Genomic DNA, 15,970 nt, shown 5'->3' with positions numbered 1-15,970 from the left:
AGATTTTCCCGTGGCAAATGAGCAAACGACATTAACTGAGGTCGCTAAAGATACTGGTGAATTGATTCATCAAGCAGGTGCAAAAACCACGCAAACGGTATTGGCACATACTGAAAAATATCATGATGCCTATACCACCATCGATAAAATCATGGACAGCTTTTGGGAGCGTGTACCCTATATCTGTATTGCGATCACAGTATTTGTCATTTTTTGGCTACTGACTAAGTTATTTAAATTCTTTATTCACAAAACTTTGGAAAACCGTAGCTACACCCGACAAAACTTGGTATTGGTGCTCAACCGTGTCGGAAGCACTTTTATTCTATTCTTTGGTTTTTTAATTGCATTGGTCATCGCTATTCCAGGTTTCACCCCAAGCCAGTTAATAGGAGCATTGGGAATCGGTTCTGTTGCAATCGGTTTCGCTTTCAAAGATATTTTCCAAAACTTGCTATCAGGTATCTTAATTTTACTCAGTGAACCTTTCCGCATCGGCGATGATATTGTTGTGAATGGTTTTGAAGGCAATGTTGAGGATATCCAGATTCGTGCAACCTTTTTACGCTCACCTGATGGTCGCCGTATCGTGATTCCAAATGCCACGGTGTATACCAGTGCCGTGACAGTCAACAATGCCTATCAGCGTCGTCGTTGTGAGTTTGTCGTTGGTATTGGTTATGAAGATGATATGCAAAAAGCCAAGAAAATTATTCTCGATATTCTTGATCGTAATCTTAATGTACTGAGTCAACCCAGCTTCTCGGTCAATGTCACCGCACTTGCAGATTTCTCAATTAATTTAACCGTGCGTTGGTGGGTGAATACCACAGAAACCACCACATCTGCATCAATTAGTGAAATTCAAGAACTTGTCGTGACCGCCTTCGATGAGAAAGGAATTTCGATTCCTTATCCAGTACAGGAAGTTAAAGTCTATCGTGGTGATCAATCAGAGCCGATCAACCTAGATAAATAATCGCCCTAAAATATGCGATACCGCCGTTTCAGTTCGTAAAATTCGGTTGCCTAAGCTCATTGCTTGGCAGCCATTTTTTTTGAGCAAATCCACCTCATACGGAATAAATCCACCTTCTGGACCAACGATCAGACTACATGAATGCTGAATCGCAGATGGCATCTGCTGTTCTGTATAAGGGTGTGCCACATAAGCAGGTTTTTCATCTGAAATAAATGTAGGCAAAACATCTTCAACAAAAGGTTTAAAGCGTTTATACAATTGAATTTCAGGTGCAATCGTATCACCTGCCTGCTCTAAACCTAAAGTCACATAATCATCAAGCTGCTGTAAAAATGGGCTTTGCCAATAGCTTTTATCCACTCGATAACTATGAATCAAACTGATCCGTTCCACGCCTAAAGTCACCGCATCCATGATGATACGGCGCAATACTTTAGGACGTGGTAAAGCTAGAATTAAATGCACAGGCAGCTTTTCAGGAATGGCTTCCAGTTGAATCGGTCTTATGCAAATCTGTTGTTCAGAAACAGATATTACTTCCGTAAGATAGCGTTGACCGTTACGCACGCCGACTTTTAAAGTATCTCCACAATTCAACTGAATATGCTGTCGTAAATGTTGTAATTGACGCGGATTTTCAATCTGCCAGACATCATCCGCTGTCGTGATGTGATTAGCTTCAAGTAAAACAATATTCATGACAAAGCTTTGAATTCTAAATAATGATTAATCAATTGAATATGCTTTTGGAGAGAGCCTTTATTTCGTTGCAGAACCAATTCGGCCTGTTCAATCAATTGCTGAGCCTGTATTCGGTCATCTAAACAACTCAAAAGTTGCTGTACCACTTGTGCCGCATCTGTTCCAATCAAAATTCCGTGTTCAGCCACAAACTCATCCACGATACTTTGGAAATTAAAATAGCGTGGACCAATCACAGTCGGTACATCTAAAACCATCGGTTCTAAAATATTGTGTCCGCCACCCGGCTCATTCAATGAACCACCAACAAAACAAGCTTGGCTGAGTGCATACCACAGCCACATTTCGCCCATACTATCCGCTAGAAAAACCTGTGTATCAGTTTGAATTGGCTGTTTAAGACTACGGCGTTGCGTATTTAAGTTTAAACTTTGGCAGACTTTATACACCTCATCAAAACGCTCAGGATGACGTGGTACGACAATGCAGAGTAAATTGGGATTTGAATTTAAATGTGGTTGTAATTGTTTCAGCAAACTTTCTTCTTCAGGTGCATGTGTACTTGCAAGTACGATAACCTGCCGATCTGCCAATTGCCAATCTTGTTTTAACTGCTGTGCTTGTTGCTCGTACTGCTCTGGCGCAGCAATATCAAATTTAATATTACCAACAACCTGACTCTTGGCTTGATCTAACCCTAAATCCACATAACGCTGTTGTGTCGCAATGTCTTGAGCCAATAACCATGTGAGTTGCTGCAACATCGGCTGTGTCAAACGGCGAACTTTGCCATACCCTTTCGCTGATTTTGCTGAAAGACGAGCATTCAATAAGATACATGGGATTTGTTGCTGCTTGGCTTGTGCAATCAAATTTGGCCAAATTTCAGTTTCAACTAGAGCAAGAAGTTTCGGTTGATACAGCTCAAAAAATTGTTTCAGTAATGGCTTTTGATCGACAGGCAAATAGACCGCCTGAAAAAGTGCAGGATATTTTTGGGAAAATAAGCTCTTGGCTCTGGCTTGTCCTGTCTTGGTGGTGTTAGTCACTAAAACTGTGTGTCCAAGTTTTAGATAGTGCTCAATCAAAGGTTGAGCAGCATTGGTTTCTCCAACCGATACCACATGAAACCAAATCGTATTTAAATTTTTAGGCGCTTGAAACGGTCCAAAACGCTCTAGACATTCTTGTTGAAATAGCGCATCGCTTTCAGCCCGTTGTTTGATTTTCCAGCGATATAAAGGCTTGAGACATATCAGTAAAAAGTTATACCAAAATGGTGTTTGCTGTACCGCGTTTTGCTGCGCCATCCTAGACCATAATTTAGAATTTGATTTCAGCTCATTATGCGGAAGTTTCCTATGCATTGACAATTGATTATTGTATGTTGCACTTTGATTAAATATTTCTTTATAAAGAAAAATGATATCTTAGAACAAAGAATAATCCATTTTGAGAAAAACGATGCAACCTGATTGGTTCAAACAAATAAAGCAACCTCCTGAAGAAACGACACCAGCATATCTACCCCGTCATCCATTTCAAATTATTCTTCCTTTTTTAATTCTAGCGTTACTGTGCTGCTTATGGGCGCTTCTAGCCAGTCACTTAGGCGCATTAATGAAAGCCAGTTTTTTACTTGTGGTTCCCTTTATTATTGGTGCGCTCATTGTATATATCCAGAATTACCGAAAAGCTATTTCATTTATACATAGTTTTAAAGTGATTATTATTTTTCTCATTTTTCTCTTATTGTTTTCCATTGTTGTGCTACGTGAAGGTGCCATTTGCGTTGTAATTATGACCCCGATTTTATTGATCGGTATGCTGATGGGCGCGTTATTCATGAAAGGGCTGTGTCACAAAATATGGAAACCCAATAAGGGCATTTACAGCCTCGTATTATTACCATTTATTCTACTGCCTCTCCCTGAGAAAACCCAACTACATTATGATCATGTTGATCAAAGTATTCTCATCAATGCCCCTGCCAAGGTCATTTGGCAACAACTCAATCATGCCGACAATATTCAACCACATGAATTTAAACCGAGCGTGTTATACAGCATTGGTGTGCCTTATCCTGTTTCTGGGCTGACTCAACCGACGAGTGAAGGATTGATCCGTTATTCAACATGGCAAAAAAATATTCATTTTGAAGAAATCATTCAACAATCCAAACCCAATCAATATCTCAGTTGGACCTATCGTTTCTCTCCAACGTCTATTCCTCAAGGTGCGCTAGATGATCATGTCAGCATTGGAGGAAAATATTTTGATCTTCGATATACCTCATTTGAACTGACACCCATCAATGATCAGCAAACTAAGCTCACGCTAAAAATTGATTATCGAATTAGCACCGAAGTCAATTTTTATGCCAATCAGATTGCACAATTGATGGTGCATGATTTTTCCAATGTGATTCTGGATTTCTACAAAAATAGAAGTGAACAGGCCATCCAGACACCCCAAACTTAAATTGTCAAAAACCTCCTAGCAGATTCAACCTGCTAGGAGGTTTTTTGCTTTACTTAAGCTTCTAACTTTTCCAATACAGGATAATCGGTATAACCCGCTGCACCTGCACCATATAAGGTGTCAAATTGAACCTGATTTAAAGGCAAATCATGTTCCAAACGTTCTAATAGATCTGGATTGGCAATATAAGCTAATCCAAAAGCCACAGCATCTGCTTGCTCAGTTTCTAAAATTTGTTTTGCTGAAGCTGGTGTTAATTTCTCGTTAGCAATCCACACCCCTTTGAATTTAGGGCGGAGTTGCGGCTGTAAACTATCTTCCGCTGCATATTCACGCGTGAAAATAAAACCAATATTGCGTTGATCTAATTGTTCAACCACATAACCAAAAGTCGCTAATGGATCTGCATCGCCCATATCGTGCGAATCTGCACGTGGTGCAAGGTGGACACCCACACGCCCAGCACCCCAAACTTCTATAAATGCATCGACCACTTGTAATAATAAACGTGCGCGATTTTCAATCGAACCACCATATTCATCATCACGATGGTTGGTGGTACTTTGTAGAAATTGATCGATCAAATAACCATTGGCTGCATGCAATTCAACACCATCAAAACCCGCCACTTTTGCCAATTCAGCCGCATGTTTATATTGTGCGACGATTTCTTGGATTTCTTCATGCGATAAAGCACGAGGGGTAACGAAAGGACGTTTTGGACGCAGTAAACTCACTTCACCCGCAGGTTGAATCGCACTTGGTGCAACTGGAATATCACCATCCAATAAGTCAGGATGTGAAATACGACCCACGTGCCAGAGCTGAACAACAATCTTTGAACCCTGAGAATGTACAGCTTCAACAATTTTGTTCCATGCTTGAGCTTGCTCTTGCGACCATAAGCCTGGCGTATTGGCATAACCAACCGCTTTCGGGCTAATCACCGTCGCTTCGGTAATAATTAAGCCTGCATTGGCACGTTGTTGATAATATTCCACCATTAAATCGTTCGGAATACGCTCAGCACCACTACGAGATCTCGTCAAAGGTGCTAAAACCAAACGGTTTTTAATCGTAAAATCACCTACTTGTAATGCAGAATTTAGTTCAGCCATGATCGCCTCAACTTACACTTATCAATTTAAAGTGTTTGTTTTAAATGTTCGATGTATTGCTGAATCAAAGCTTCGTTTCTGGTGAAATAGGACCACTGCCCGTATTTCTCAACTTGAATCAAACCTGCCTGCTGTAACACAGACAAATGGTTTGACATGGTTGATTGTGCAACTTTGCCTAGACGTTCAATATGACCTGCACATACGCCTCGTTCAAAACTGCCACCACATTCCTGCACCGGTAAAAATTGCTCAGGCTCTTTCAGCCATTGCAAAATCTGTCGACGTAATGGATTGGCTAAGGCCTTGCTTATAACATCAATATCCATAGACTCACCACGTTTCTCAACAGGCAAAGCTTTGTTCAGCATCTGAAACCAGTATATCGATTTTTATAAATATTAATATCTATATTTTACGATATTAATATCATATTTTTTCGATTAACTATCAAATGCTGAACGAGATTGCCGTTTTAAGTTAATTGAAACTTATAGACCTTGTTTCAAACTTGCTTCAATAAACCGATCTAAATCACCATCTAAGACTGCTTTAGTATTTGAGTTTTCAATACCAGTACGCAAATCTTTAATACGCGAATCATCTAAGACATAAGAACGAATCTGACTTCCCCAACCAATATCTGACTTCGAGTCTTCCAATGCTTGAGCTGCTTCATTACGTTTGCTCATCTCTAACTCATAGAGTTTGGCACGTAATTGCTTCCACGCATGATCACGGTTCGCATGCTGTGAACGTTGGTTCTGACATGCCACCACGATACCCGTTGGTGCGTGAGTGAGACGAACTGCAGAATCAGTTTTGTTAATGTGCTGACCACCCGCACCCGAGGCACGATAAGTATCAGTACGTACATCCGACGGATTAATATCAATTTCGATATTGTCATCAATCTCAGGTGAGATAAACACCGCAGAAAATGAAGTATGACGGTTGTTATTACTGTCAAATGGTGACTTACGGACTAAACGATGCACACCACTTTCGGTACGTAACCAGCCATAAGCAAACTCACCATCAACACGGATGGTTGCAGATTTAATACCCGCAACATCACCGTCTGATACTTCCATTAACTCACCTTTAAAACCATGGCGCTCGATCCAGCGTAAATACATGCGCAATAACATCGATGCCCAATCTTGTGCTTCTGTCCCACCTGAACCCGATTGGATTTCAAGGAAGCATGGATTTGGATCCATTGGGTTGCTAAACATACGGCGGAATTCAAGATCGCCTAATGCCTTTTCAGCACTATCTAACTCCGCTTGTACATCTTCAAGCAAACTTTCATCATCGGCTTCAACCGCTAGATCAAGCATGGCTTTGGCATCATCTAACTGTTCAGCAAGACGGTCAAATACGCCAATGGTATTTTCTAAACTGCCCTTTTCTTTCGCAATCGCTTGCGCACGACTCTGATCATTCCAAATCGTTGGGTCTTCTAGTTCTCTTAAAACTTCTTCTAAACGCTCAGCCTTTAGATCGTAGTCAAAGATACCCCCGTAGTGTTTGGCTACGATCAGTTAAGTCTTTCAATTGGTTTAAATACGGATTAATTTCCACGCGTCTTTTCTCTCAATATTTTTCACACAATTCACTATTTTAACATAACTGCCCTATACGACACAGCTACCTGATTTCGACAAGTTTCTCTGATAATGATAACTTTTTAACACAGTTTTTCTTATGTTCTAAAATTGAGATTTATCTGTTTTTTTCATAGGAATGAGTAAAAATTACACGAAAAATACCAATATACACAATATATCCTAAGTTTTAATAAATCAAAACATTTAAAAATTATTTATAAAAATTAAATATATAAATATAATTTTTATAAAAACATAATTTATTTATGGTTTAATTTTGTTCTAGCCATTGACATTGTTTTATTTTTCATTAGACTGAAATTATGTAACAAAATATTTTAAATCCTTTACGGAGTTTTTGCCATGAAAAAATTAAGTTTTGCTACCGCACTTCTTGCTTCTGTTTTTGCCATGAATGCTCAAGCTTACCAATTTGAAGCTAATGCGAGCTATGAAAATACTGATTTTGATGGTTTAGATGCTGATCTTGATACAGTCACTGTCTCAGGTAAATACTATTTAAATCCAGTAAATACTAAAAATGCGCCCTTAGCTGAAGCTGCATTCTCAAACAAAGCTTCTAATATCGGTGCAGGTTACGCAAATGCGAGTGGTGATGGTCCTGAAGATATTGATGTTTACGGTGTATCAGGTGAATTTTTCATTCCAGATACTCAATTCTATGTATCTGGTGCATTAAATCAGGTCAAATTCGCGGGTGATAAGAATACTGGCTATGCAGTAGAAGTAGGTTTCTTACCTATTGATGGTCTTCTATTTGCAGTTGGCGCATCCAAAGAAAGTCTTGATCCTACCTTTGTTGCAAATCATGGTTTTGCGACCTCGGCAGGTTATATAACAACCGTTGGTGAAGATACTGCCGCGACCTTGCGTGCTAAATATGTTACCCAAATTGGTGGTTTCAATACTAACTTTGAAGCTCAAACAGCAATCGGTGATGAAACTGCATACAAATTAGGTGCTGATCTTTATATCGATCCGACTTTGGGTGTAGGTGTATCATTTGCTGATTCAACTGTTGAAGACTCAGATACTATCTTTAGTCTTCATGCCAAAAAATTCTTTACACCTCAAATTGCTGCTGGCGTAAGCTACACAACAACGGACGGTGCTGATTCTTTCGGTCTGAATGGTACATTCCGCTTCTAATTCTCTCCAGAGAGAATATAGGGTCTGCTGATCTTTCACAGACGCTAAGGAATCCACCCTTTATGGGTGGATTTTTTATTGGCTTAAATATACAACCTGAAGTTGCAGGCTGGTGATACCATTAAAAACATTGCGTTCCAGCGTATACACCAGGTCGACATAGCCCAGCATCGGATTGAACTCAAAACGGTCTGCCGCATTGAAAGCAATGGCATCCACAACCTGCTGTCCGAGCGCCAGTTTTAGCTTTAAATGCTGGTCTTTCAACCAGCGATAGTCGATGACCTTAAAGTTTCCCTCAAACTGTGGCAACGGAAACTTCTGTCCCCACGGACCAAGTTGTTCGATCTGGTCCAGTGTGCTAAGGCTCACTGCCGTATCAGGTAATATCCCATCCGTCCACAAGGTTGCCTGAAACAACTCCTGATCCATTTCAGCAATATATTGGGTGAAGATCTGCCTAAATTCCTCAAAATGGGCTTTATTCAGGGTAAGGCCAGCGGCAGCGGCATGTCCACCAAAATGGCTGACCAAATGGGGATACTGCTCCGCCACCTGTTCAATGGTGTCGCGAATATGAATACCCTCAATGGAACGCGCCGAACCCTTGATATGAATGCCATCCTCATCAGGGGCAAATACCAGACTGGGACGATGGAACTGTTCTTTTAAACGTCCCGCCACAATCCCAATCACCCCCTGATGCCATTGTTCATCAAACATGACCAAGGCTACGGGCAGATGTTCTGTTTCCAATTGAATATGCTGCAAGGCATTGAGGGCTTGCTGCTTCATTTCCGTCTCAACTTGACGACGTTCAATATTCAACTGATTGAGCTGTTGTGCAATTGGATAAGCCTCTGCCATATTCGCTGCGAGTAAGCACTCAATCCCAATCCGCATACTTTCCATTCGACCAGCCGCATTGATACGTGGTCCAACAACAAAGCCTAGATCCTGAGCACGTAAAGTCGCAGCATCACGTTTCGCAATATCCAATAATGCGAGGATTCCTGCACGACATTGATATTGTTGGATTCGCTTGAGCCCCGCATCAATCAAAATACGATTGTTATAGTCCAAACTTGCAACATCAGCATAGGTTCCCAAAGCAACCAGATCTAAATATTGGGTCACTTTAGTGCTGCTTTTGCCTTGTTGGGTACGGTAACTTGCCAATTTCGCCAAAACATAGAAAGCGACACCAACGCCTGCAAGAGCTTTACTTGGAAAATCACAACCGAGTTGATTCGGATTCACCACCGCTTCAGCATTAGGTGTGGGTTTCGTGGTTAAGTGATGATCCGTAATGATCACTTGCATTCCCAATGCCTGTGCAGTTTCTACACCTGCATGACTAGAAATACCATTATCAACGGTAATCAATACATCAGGTTGATAGCTTTGCTTTGCAAGCTCAGCAATTTTAGGGGTTAAGCCATAACCGTACTTAAAGCGATCAGGCACTAAATATTCAACTTTCGCCCCCATTTCTTTAAGAACTAAGATCATGAGTGCTGTACTGGTCGCACCATCCGCATCATAGTCGCCAATGATAACGATTTGTTGCTGTCGATCTATCGCCTGATCAATCAATTCAACAGCCGCATCCAGTCCTTTTAAATGCGGTGGCATGATATGTTTGAGTTTCAGCTCAAGTTCTTGCTCAGACTGAACACCACGTCTTGCCAATATTTCTGCCATAAAAGACGGCACGCCCTGAAATTGTTCAGGGCGTGTCAAAAATGGTCTTTGTTGAATTTGAATCTGTGTCATTTATGGCATCAAGCGTTGGAGAATCCAAAGTCCATTGTGTTTTTCATAGCTTAAACGATCATGTAAACGATTTGGTCGCCCTTGCCAGAACTCGTAATAATCCGCTTCTAGGCGATAGCCGCCCCAAAATTCTGGTTTCGCAAGTTGCGCTTGCTCACCTACTTGGTCTTGTAAATCTTGAAAGCGCTGTTGTAATAACTCACGGCTTTCAATCGTGCCACTTTGCGGCGTACTAATATGCGCTGCGATCTGACTGTCACGTGGGCGCTTGTGATAATAATCGGTCGACTCTTGTTCAGAAATCTTCACAACCTTACCGCCAATACGCACCTGACGCTCTATACTCGGCCAGTAAAATAAAAGTTCAGCATAAGGATTTTCCGCAAGGTCTAATCCTTTTTGACTATCATAATTGGTGTAAAAATCATAACCAGCTTCTGTCGCACCACGTAACAAAACGGTTCGGACGTGTGGGCGACCTTGAGTATTTGCTGTCGCCAAAGACATCGCATACGGTTCATGTAATTGAGCAGTGAGTGCATGATTGAACCAATTCAAGAATTGCTCATGGGGATTTACACTCATCTGGGATTCGTGTAACTCACCTTGTTCATAACTTAAACGAAGTTCACTCAGGTCTTTAATGACATCATTCATTATTACTCTCCTTTAAGCAGCTTGAGCGTGAGCTCTGACTGCATCGGCTAAATGATTTGCGATGGCATCCACTTCCTGCTGTTGATCTCCTTCTACCATAACTCGAATCACAGGTTCAGTACCTGATTTACGAATCAAAATACGTCCACGCCCAGTCAATTCTTGTTCAGCTTTTTCAAATTCAGCAACAAGAGCAGGAACAGCATATGGATCAATCATATGCTGTAAACGAACATTGATTAACACCTGTGGAAATAATTCAAAGTCTGCAACTAATTCATGTAATGCTTTGGCTTGCTCAACCATCACCGTGAGCACTTGTAATGCCGCAATAATCGCATCACCTGTTGTACTCTTATCCAAAGTCAAAATATGACCTGAAGGCTCACCACCAATTGACCAATTATTTTCTTCAAGTGATTGTAATACATAGCGATCGCCAACTTTAGCACGAACAAAACCAACGTTCGCTTTTGCTAATGCCAACTCAAGCGCCATATTACTCATGACTGTTCCAACAATACCCGCTGGTTTATTTTTAACCTGAGTAGCAAGGATATACAGGATATGGTCACCATCAACCAATTGACCATTTTTATCCACCATAACGACACGATCTGCATCACCATCAAACGCAATACCTAAATCGGCTTGGTGATCAACCACAGCCTTTTGTAGAAATTCAGGATGGGTTGATCCACAATTTTCATTGATATTTAAACCATCTGGTTCATTAAAAAGCGGGATTACTTTTGCACCTAGCTCTCTAAAAACTGAAGGACCAACGCTATATGCTGCGCCGTTAGCACAATCCACTACAATTTTGAGATTACTAAGATCGAAGTGGTATGGAAATGTTGATTTACAGAATTCGATGTATCGGCCATTGGCATCTTTGACACGAACACTTTTACCTAGGTTAGCCGTATCATCAATCACTAAATCTTTTTCTAATTCTTGATTGATCTCATTTTGTAAGGCATCTGGGAGTTTTTTACCTTCACCTGAGAAAAATTTAATCCCATTATCAAAGTAAGGGTTATGTGATGCTGAAATCACAATACCTGCATGTGCATGTAAAGCACGTGTTAAATGCGCTATAGCAGGCGTTGGTAATGGTCCCAACAAATGTACATACACACCTGCTGCATTTAAACCTGCTTGAAGAGCTGCTTCTAGAATATAACCTGATAAACGCGTATCTTTACCCATAACCACAATTGGTTTGTTTTTGGGACTATTTCTTTTTAATACTTTTCCTGCTGCAAATCCTAATTTTAATGCAAATTCAGGGGTAATCGGCATTTGTCCAAATTTGCCACGAATTCCATCAGTTCCAAAATAGCTCATTCTTTACTCGCTTTCTTATCTTTATATGACGTATCGTCATACCATTTTTCATCTGTTTTACTTTACACCAAAACAAAAAAACCGTCAGTGGACTGACGGTTTTTTTATTGCCAAAATTACTAAAGATCAACCTACACGATAGTTTGGTGCTTCTTTAGTGATCGTGACATCATGAACATGTGATTCAGACATGCCTGCTGAAGTAATTTTCACAAATTTCGCATTTTGACGAAGATCTTCAATCACAGATGAACCTGTATAGCCCATAGAAGAACGCAAACCACCCATCATTTGATGGATGATATTGCCCATTGGACCTTTGTATGGAACACGACCTTCGATACCTTCTGGAACCAACTTTTCAGCACCTGCTTTAGAGTCTTGGAAATAACGGTCAGCAGAACCTGTTGCCCCTGCCATCGCGCCCAATGAACCCATACCACGATACGCTTTATAGTAACGACCTTGGAAAAATTCAACTTCACCTGGCGCTTCTTCAGTACCAGCAAGGAGTGAACCGACCATGATCGTGCTCGCACCTGCGCCAATCGCTTTCGCCATATCGCCAGAGAAACGAATACCACCATCTGCGATCAATGGAATTTGATCTTTTAGTGCATTGGCAACGCTATCAATTGCCGAAATTTGCGGCATACCGATACCTGCCACAATACGTGTCGTACAGATCGAACCAGGTCCAATACCCACTTTAACGGCATCTGCACCTGCATCTAACAATGCTAAAGCTGCATCACCTGTTGCAATGTTTCCACCAATCACTTGAACTTGAGGATAATTTGTTTTTACCCAACGTACACGTTCAATCACACCCGCTGAGTGACCGTGTGCCGTATCTACGACAATCACATCTACACCCGCATCGACCAATGCTTCCACACGGCTTGGTGTTTCTACACCTGTACCAACTGCGGAACCAACACGTAAACGACCAAGGTCATCTTTACAGCTGCTTGGATAACTTTCCGCTTTACGGAAGTCAGTGACTGTAATTAAACCTTTGAGTTCATTGTGTTCACCAACAACTAGAACTTTTTCAATACGATGCTTTTGTAGCAATGCTTGAATATTTTCTTTCGACTCACCTTCACGAACAGTCACTAAACGGTCTTGACCCGTCATAATGTTGCTTACTGGTTGTTCAAGATTGGTTTCAAAACGAGTATCACGACCTGTGACAATACCCACAACTTTGCCATCTTTTACAACAGGTACACCGCTAATATTATTAGCTTGGGTAATTGCAATAAGTTCACGTACTGTCGTTTCAGGCGTTACTGTGATTGGGTCTTTCACCATCCCAGCTTCGAATTTTTTTACACGGCGTACTTCCGCGGCTTGTGCAGCGATATCCATGTTTTTATGCAAAATACCAATACCACCATTTTGCGCCATTGCAATCGCCATACGAGACTCAGTCACCGTATCCATTGCAGCAGAAACGAGAGGGATATTAAGTTGAATTCCGCGAGTTAAACGTGTCTTTAAGGAGACATCTTTTGGGAGAACAGTTGAGTAGGCAGGAAGTAATAAGACATCATCGAAGGTTAACGCTTCTTGAACGATGGTCAGCATAACAATCTCACTGGTAATTTCCGTGAGCTATTATAAACAAATTTCGATGTGATTTTCATTTTCTATGATGAAAATAATTTTATAAGTCGCTAGAGTATGTTTTACACAACATAGGTTCTATGTACGTCGGTAAAATTACTCTAACGAACTCGACCAAAATAATGACTGCTTTTGATTAGATCCCATGACAAGCTATCAGATGATTTATATACTCGGTTTGCTGTGCTGATATCGCTCAATATCATCACTTTTCCAAAGTGAAGTCCCTTCACTGATTCACTCATCAGGGTTTACCCAAGTTGATTGCCTATAACTTCAATTTAAGCAGGGCAACTAAAAACATATTCATTCATTAAATCTACGCCGCACTCTAGTTGCTCAATCCAATCCAAAAATTGCTTGATCATCTCTTTACCGACAAATGCTGTACCGTGCTGAGGCACGATCATATCAATATCCATTTGACGAACCATATTGACCCACAAACGAATGACTTTGTTGGAACACATATAACGTTGATGAAAGCCTTTCATCTTTTTAATATGCGCTTCAAAATCGGTAATAGGCTGACTTGCATCATCCACTATAGATGCGCCCATATCGCCTGAAAATAGAATCTTGGCCGTTGGATCGTAGAACTGGAAATTACCCACCGAATGCAAAAAGTGAGCAGGAATCGCTACGATTGCTGATTCACCTAAAGGAATCACTTGTCCCGTATCGGCAAGCTCAATTAAGCGGTCTTCCCAATTCCCTTTCATTCGATCACTCATAAATGCTGAGTTTAAATGCGGTAAAAAGCGTGCCCATAATTTAGACGCCACTACTTTCGCATCGGTATAAACTAACCAACGCGGCATCGAAGTAATAATATCGGGGTCTTGATGGGATGCCATCACATAATCCAAATTTTTCAATTTGGTATATCGATTCAGCTCCATTGTTAAAGGAACATACGTCAGATCACCACCTGGATCTAGAACCGCTGCACGATCGTGATCAATAATTAAAAATTGATTGGCTTGAATGCCTTCACCTTTGACTAAACTGGTAAAACTAATGCATTTATGCGTACCATTATCAAATAGTATTTGCGATGTAGTCCGCTCAAAACTCATATCAACCCCATAAAAATTCTTTAAATATGAAATATTTTAATTCCTTAATAAAATAATGGGATTTTATTATTGTTTCAATCAAATATTGTACTTTTATCATAATTTATAAAAAAAGATCCATGCATAAATGATGGATCTTTTTTGCGATTTAAATTTAATTAGAAGAAATAATGCTGTACCAAGGTTGAAATACCAACGACTAAGAAAATGGCAGCACCAATTTTATGAATAAGTGAAATTGGTAACTTATCAGCTAACTTATCGCCGATAAATACTGCTGGTGCATTCGCTAACATCATACCAAGCGTTGTACCACACATGACCCAAAAAATACTGTCAAAACGTGCAGCTAAAGCAACTGTAGCAATTTGGGTTTTATCACCAATTTCAGCCAAGAAAAATAGAATAAAAGTTGCACCAAACACGCCAAACTTTTGCCATTTATTAATACTTTCAGTTTCATCCCCTAATTCATCAGGAATGAGCATCCAAATCGCCATACCGATAAAACCAAGTGCCAAAATCCATAATAGAATTTCAGGACTCAGGACGGTCGTAATCCACTGACCTAATACTGCAGAGATACCATGATTAATCGTAGTAGCCAGTAAAATTGCAATTAAAATCGGAACAGGTTTACGGAAACGTGCGGCGAGTAATAATGCCAACAATTGCGTTTTATCGCCCATTTCAGCAAGGGCAACAATTGATGTGGAGATGAGGAATTCATACATAGTTGAATGCTCTGGCTAGCAAAATATACCGATGATCTACCCCTCCTGCTAGCCAAAATCAAATAGATTGATGCAGAGTGGTAAATCAAAGGTCTTGCCAACAAAAGCGCAGCTAAACAGCTGTTTTTGGTTCTTTGCTATGATGACCATGTTCTGTTGAACAATTATGTTGACCATCACCTCTTTACTTTGCGTAAAGAGCGGCTACTCCCCAATGAAGTGTTATTAGTTTATCAAACTCTTTAATTTTTTTAAATCACTATGCCCAAAATTTTTGGTAACCCCAAATCAGTAAACGAGCAACCCCCAATAACAAAGCTAAATTCACACTCAAACCAAAAAAACCAAAAATCCCCCAACCACTTGCACCACCAACATTTTGGGCTTGATATTCCATGCTAACCACAATTGTTGCAGCTAACACTTCCAAACCCATGACGATGTACATCACCCAATCTGATGCAAAATGTAGAAAATTGACCCACAAACCCATTAATACAAAAATAATAAGTAATATCGGTAATACAACTCGATAAATGATTAACATCCTTGCTCCTTATTCCAAATAAATACTTCTTTCAACTATATTAATTTTAGACAAAAGCTTGCGTAAATAAAGTCGATTTTTTAATGCTATAAATAGAAAACCTCGCATATGCGAGGTTTCCATCGTTTA

The 15,970-nt window shown here is 40.3% G+C and carries 15 protein-coding genes and 1 riboswitch; of the genes, 3 read left to right on the top strand and 12 right to left on the bottom strand.

What is annotated here, in order from left to right:
• The first annotated feature begins 10 nt into the window (after window positions 1–10).
• Window positions 11–979 carry a mechanosensitive ion channel family protein gene (locus O1450_RS00875; RefSeq protein ID WP_269229363.1) on the top strand — a complete coding sequence of 323 codons (969 nt, stop codon included), beginning with the start codon at window positions 11–13 and terminating at the stop codon, window positions 977–979.
• On the opposite strand, the gene O1450_RS00870 is transcribed toward O1450_RS00875, so the two are convergent.
• Window positions 968–1,681, bottom strand: a complete 714-nt coding sequence (locus O1450_RS00870; protein ID WP_269229362.1) for a 16S rRNA (uracil(1498)-N(3))-methyltransferase — start codon at window positions 1,679–1,681, stop codon at window positions 968–970. The two genes, O1450_RS00875 and O1450_RS00870, sit on opposite strands and share 12 nt — an antisense overlap.
• The gene (locus tag O1450_RS00865; RefSeq protein ID WP_269229361.1) at window positions 1,678–2,994 is read right to left on the bottom strand and encodes a 3-deoxy-D-manno-octulosonic acid transferase; all 1,317 of its coding nucleotides are present in this window, start codon (window positions 2,992–2,994) and stop codon (window positions 1,678–1,680) included. Before O1450_RS00865 ends, O1450_RS00870 begins: the two co-directional genes overlap by 4 nt.
• Window positions 2,995–3,148: 154 nt before the next feature.
• Here O1450_RS00865 and O1450_RS00860 point away from each other — a divergent pair, with 154 nt between their 5' ends.
• Window positions 3,149–4,165, top strand: a complete 1,017-nt coding sequence (locus O1450_RS00860) for a hypothetical protein (RefSeq protein ID WP_269229360.1) — start codon at window positions 3,149–3,151, stop codon at window positions 4,163–4,165.
• A gap of 53 nt (window positions 4,166–4,218) precedes the next feature.
• Here O1450_RS00860 and O1450_RS00855 read toward each other — a convergent pair whose 3' ends face one another.
• The 3 genes from O1450_RS00855 to prfB form a co-directional block, all read right to left on the bottom strand.
• Window positions 4,219–5,283 carry an alkene reductase gene (locus tag O1450_RS00855; RefSeq protein WP_269229359.1) on the bottom strand — a complete coding sequence of 355 codons (1,065 nt, stop codon included), beginning with the start codon at window positions 5,281–5,283 and terminating at the stop codon, window positions 4,219–4,221.
• A 26-nt stretch (window positions 5,284–5,309) separates the two neighbouring features.
• Window positions 5,310–5,612, bottom strand: a complete 303-nt coding sequence (locus tag O1450_RS00850) for an ArsR/SmtB family transcription factor (protein ID WP_034601002.1) — start codon at window positions 5,610–5,612, stop codon at window positions 5,310–5,312.
• A 162-nt stretch (window positions 5,613–5,774) separates the two neighbouring features.
• A protein-coding gene (gene prfB / locus O1450_RS00845) for a peptide chain release factor 2 (protein WP_269229358.1) occupies window positions 5,775–6,870 on the bottom strand; the annotation gives its coding sequence in 2 pieces (ribosomal slippage) (window positions 5,775–6,797 and window positions 6,799–6,870; 1,095 coding nt in all).
• Between the two features lie 389 nt (window positions 6,871–7,259).
• Here prfB and O1450_RS00840 point away from each other — a divergent pair.
• Complete coding sequence (locus tag O1450_RS00840; protein ID WP_005156830.1) at window positions 7,260–8,066, top strand: putative porin; 807 nt, start codon at window positions 7,260–7,262, stop codon at window positions 8,064–8,066.
• Window positions 8,067–8,141: 75 nt separating this feature from the next.
• Here O1450_RS00840 and recJ read toward each other — a convergent pair whose 3' ends face one another.
• The 7 genes from recJ to O1450_RS00805 all read right to left on the bottom strand — a co-directional run bounded on the left by recJ (window position 8,142) and on the right by O1450_RS00805 (window position 15,841).
• The gene (gene recJ / locus O1450_RS00835) at window positions 8,142–9,842 is read right to left on the bottom strand and encodes a single-stranded-DNA-specific exonuclease RecJ (RefSeq protein ID WP_269229357.1); all 1,701 of its coding nucleotides are present in this window, start codon (window positions 9,840–9,842) and stop codon (window positions 8,142–8,144) included.
• Window positions 9,843–10,499 carry a pyridoxamine 5'-phosphate oxidase gene (gene pdxH / locus O1450_RS00830; RefSeq protein ID WP_269229356.1) on the bottom strand — a complete coding sequence of 219 codons (657 nt, stop codon included), beginning with the start codon at window positions 10,497–10,499 and terminating at the stop codon, window positions 9,843–9,845.
• Between the two features lie 12 nt (window positions 10,500–10,511).
• Window positions 10,512–11,849, bottom strand: a complete 1,338-nt coding sequence (glmM, locus tag O1450_RS00825; RefSeq protein ID WP_269229355.1) for a phosphoglucosamine mutase — start codon at window positions 11,847–11,849, stop codon at window positions 10,512–10,514.
• 126 nt (window positions 11,850–11,975) lie between these two features.
• Window positions 11,976–13,442, bottom strand: a complete 1,467-nt coding sequence (gene guaB, locus O1450_RS00820; protein ID WP_269229354.1) for an IMP dehydrogenase — start codon at window positions 13,440–13,442, stop codon at window positions 11,976–11,978.
• A gap of 320 nt (window positions 13,443–13,762) precedes the next feature.
• Window positions 13,763–14,560, bottom strand: coding sequence for an MBL fold metallo-hydrolase (locus O1450_RS00815; RefSeq protein WP_269229353.1), 798 nt, complete (start codon window positions 14,558–14,560; stop codon window positions 13,763–13,765).
• Between the two features lie 158 nt (window positions 14,561–14,718).
• Window positions 14,719–15,294, bottom strand: a complete 576-nt coding sequence (locus O1450_RS00810; protein WP_087537048.1) for a TMEM165/GDT1 family protein — start codon at window positions 15,292–15,294, stop codon at window positions 14,719–14,721.
• Window positions 15,295–15,377: 83 nt separating this feature from the next.
• Window positions 15,378–15,519: riboswitch (yybP-ykoY riboswitch) on the bottom strand.
• A 34-nt stretch (window positions 15,520–15,553) separates the two neighbouring features.
• Window positions 15,554–15,841 carry a hypothetical protein gene (locus O1450_RS00805; RefSeq protein ID WP_269229352.1) on the bottom strand — a complete coding sequence of 96 codons (288 nt, stop codon included), beginning with the start codon at window positions 15,839–15,841 and terminating at the stop codon, window positions 15,554–15,556.
• Window positions 15,842–15,970 lie beyond the last annotated feature (129 nt).

It is taken from the genome of Acinetobacter sp. TR11, from assembly GCF_027105035.1.
Lineage (GTDB): Bacteria > Pseudomonadota > Gammaproteobacteria > Pseudomonadales > Moraxellaceae > Acinetobacter.
This window is presented reverse-complemented; position numbering and strand designations above follow the sequence as displayed.

Coding starts and splice junctions, on each gene's coding strand:
- O1450_RS00850 (WP_034601002.1), bottom strand. CDS start 5,612: ATGGATATTGATGTTATAAGCAAGGCCTTAGCCAATCCATTACGTCGA.
- pdxH (WP_269229356.1), bottom strand. CDS start 10,499: ATGAATGATGTCATTAAAGACCTGAGTGAACTTCGTTTAAGTTATGAA.
- O1450_RS00810 (WP_087537048.1), bottom strand. CDS start 15,294: ATGTATGAATTCCTCATCTCCACATCAATTGTTGCCCTTGCTGAAATG.
- O1450_RS00840 (WP_005156830.1), top strand. CDS start 7,260: ATGAAAAAATTAAGTTTTGCTACCGCACTTCTTGCTTCTGTTTTTGCC.
- O1450_RS00855 (WP_269229359.1), bottom strand. CDS start 5,283: ATGGCTGAACTAAATTCTGCATTACAAGTAGGTGATTTTACGATTAAA.
- recJ (WP_269229357.1), bottom strand. CDS start 9,842: ATGACACAGATTCAAATTCAACAAAGACCATTTTTGACACGCCCTGAA.
- O1450_RS00865 (WP_269229361.1), bottom strand. CDS start 2,994: ATGGCGCAGCAAAACGCGGTACAGCAAACACCATTTTGGTATAACTTT.
- O1450_RS00870 (WP_269229362.1), bottom strand. CDS start 1,681: ATGAATATTGTTTTACTTGAAGCTAATCACATCACGACAGCGGATGAT.
- O1450_RS00860 (WP_269229360.1), top strand. CDS start 3,149: ATGCAACCTGATTGGTTCAAACAAATAAAGCAACCTCCTGAAGAAACG.
- guaB (WP_269229354.1), bottom strand. CDS start 13,442: ATGCTGACCATCGTTCAAGAAGCGTTAACCTTCGATGATGTCTTATTA.
- O1450_RS00815 (WP_269229353.1), bottom strand. CDS start 14,560: ATGAGTTTTGAGCGGACTACATCGCAAATACTATTTGATAATGGTACG.
- glmM (WP_269229355.1), bottom strand. CDS start 11,849: ATGAGCTATTTTGGAACTGATGGAATTCGTGGCAAATTTGGACAAATG.
- O1450_RS00805 (WP_269229352.1), bottom strand. CDS start 15,841: ATGTTAATCATTTATCGAGTTGTATTACCGATATTACTTATTATTTTT.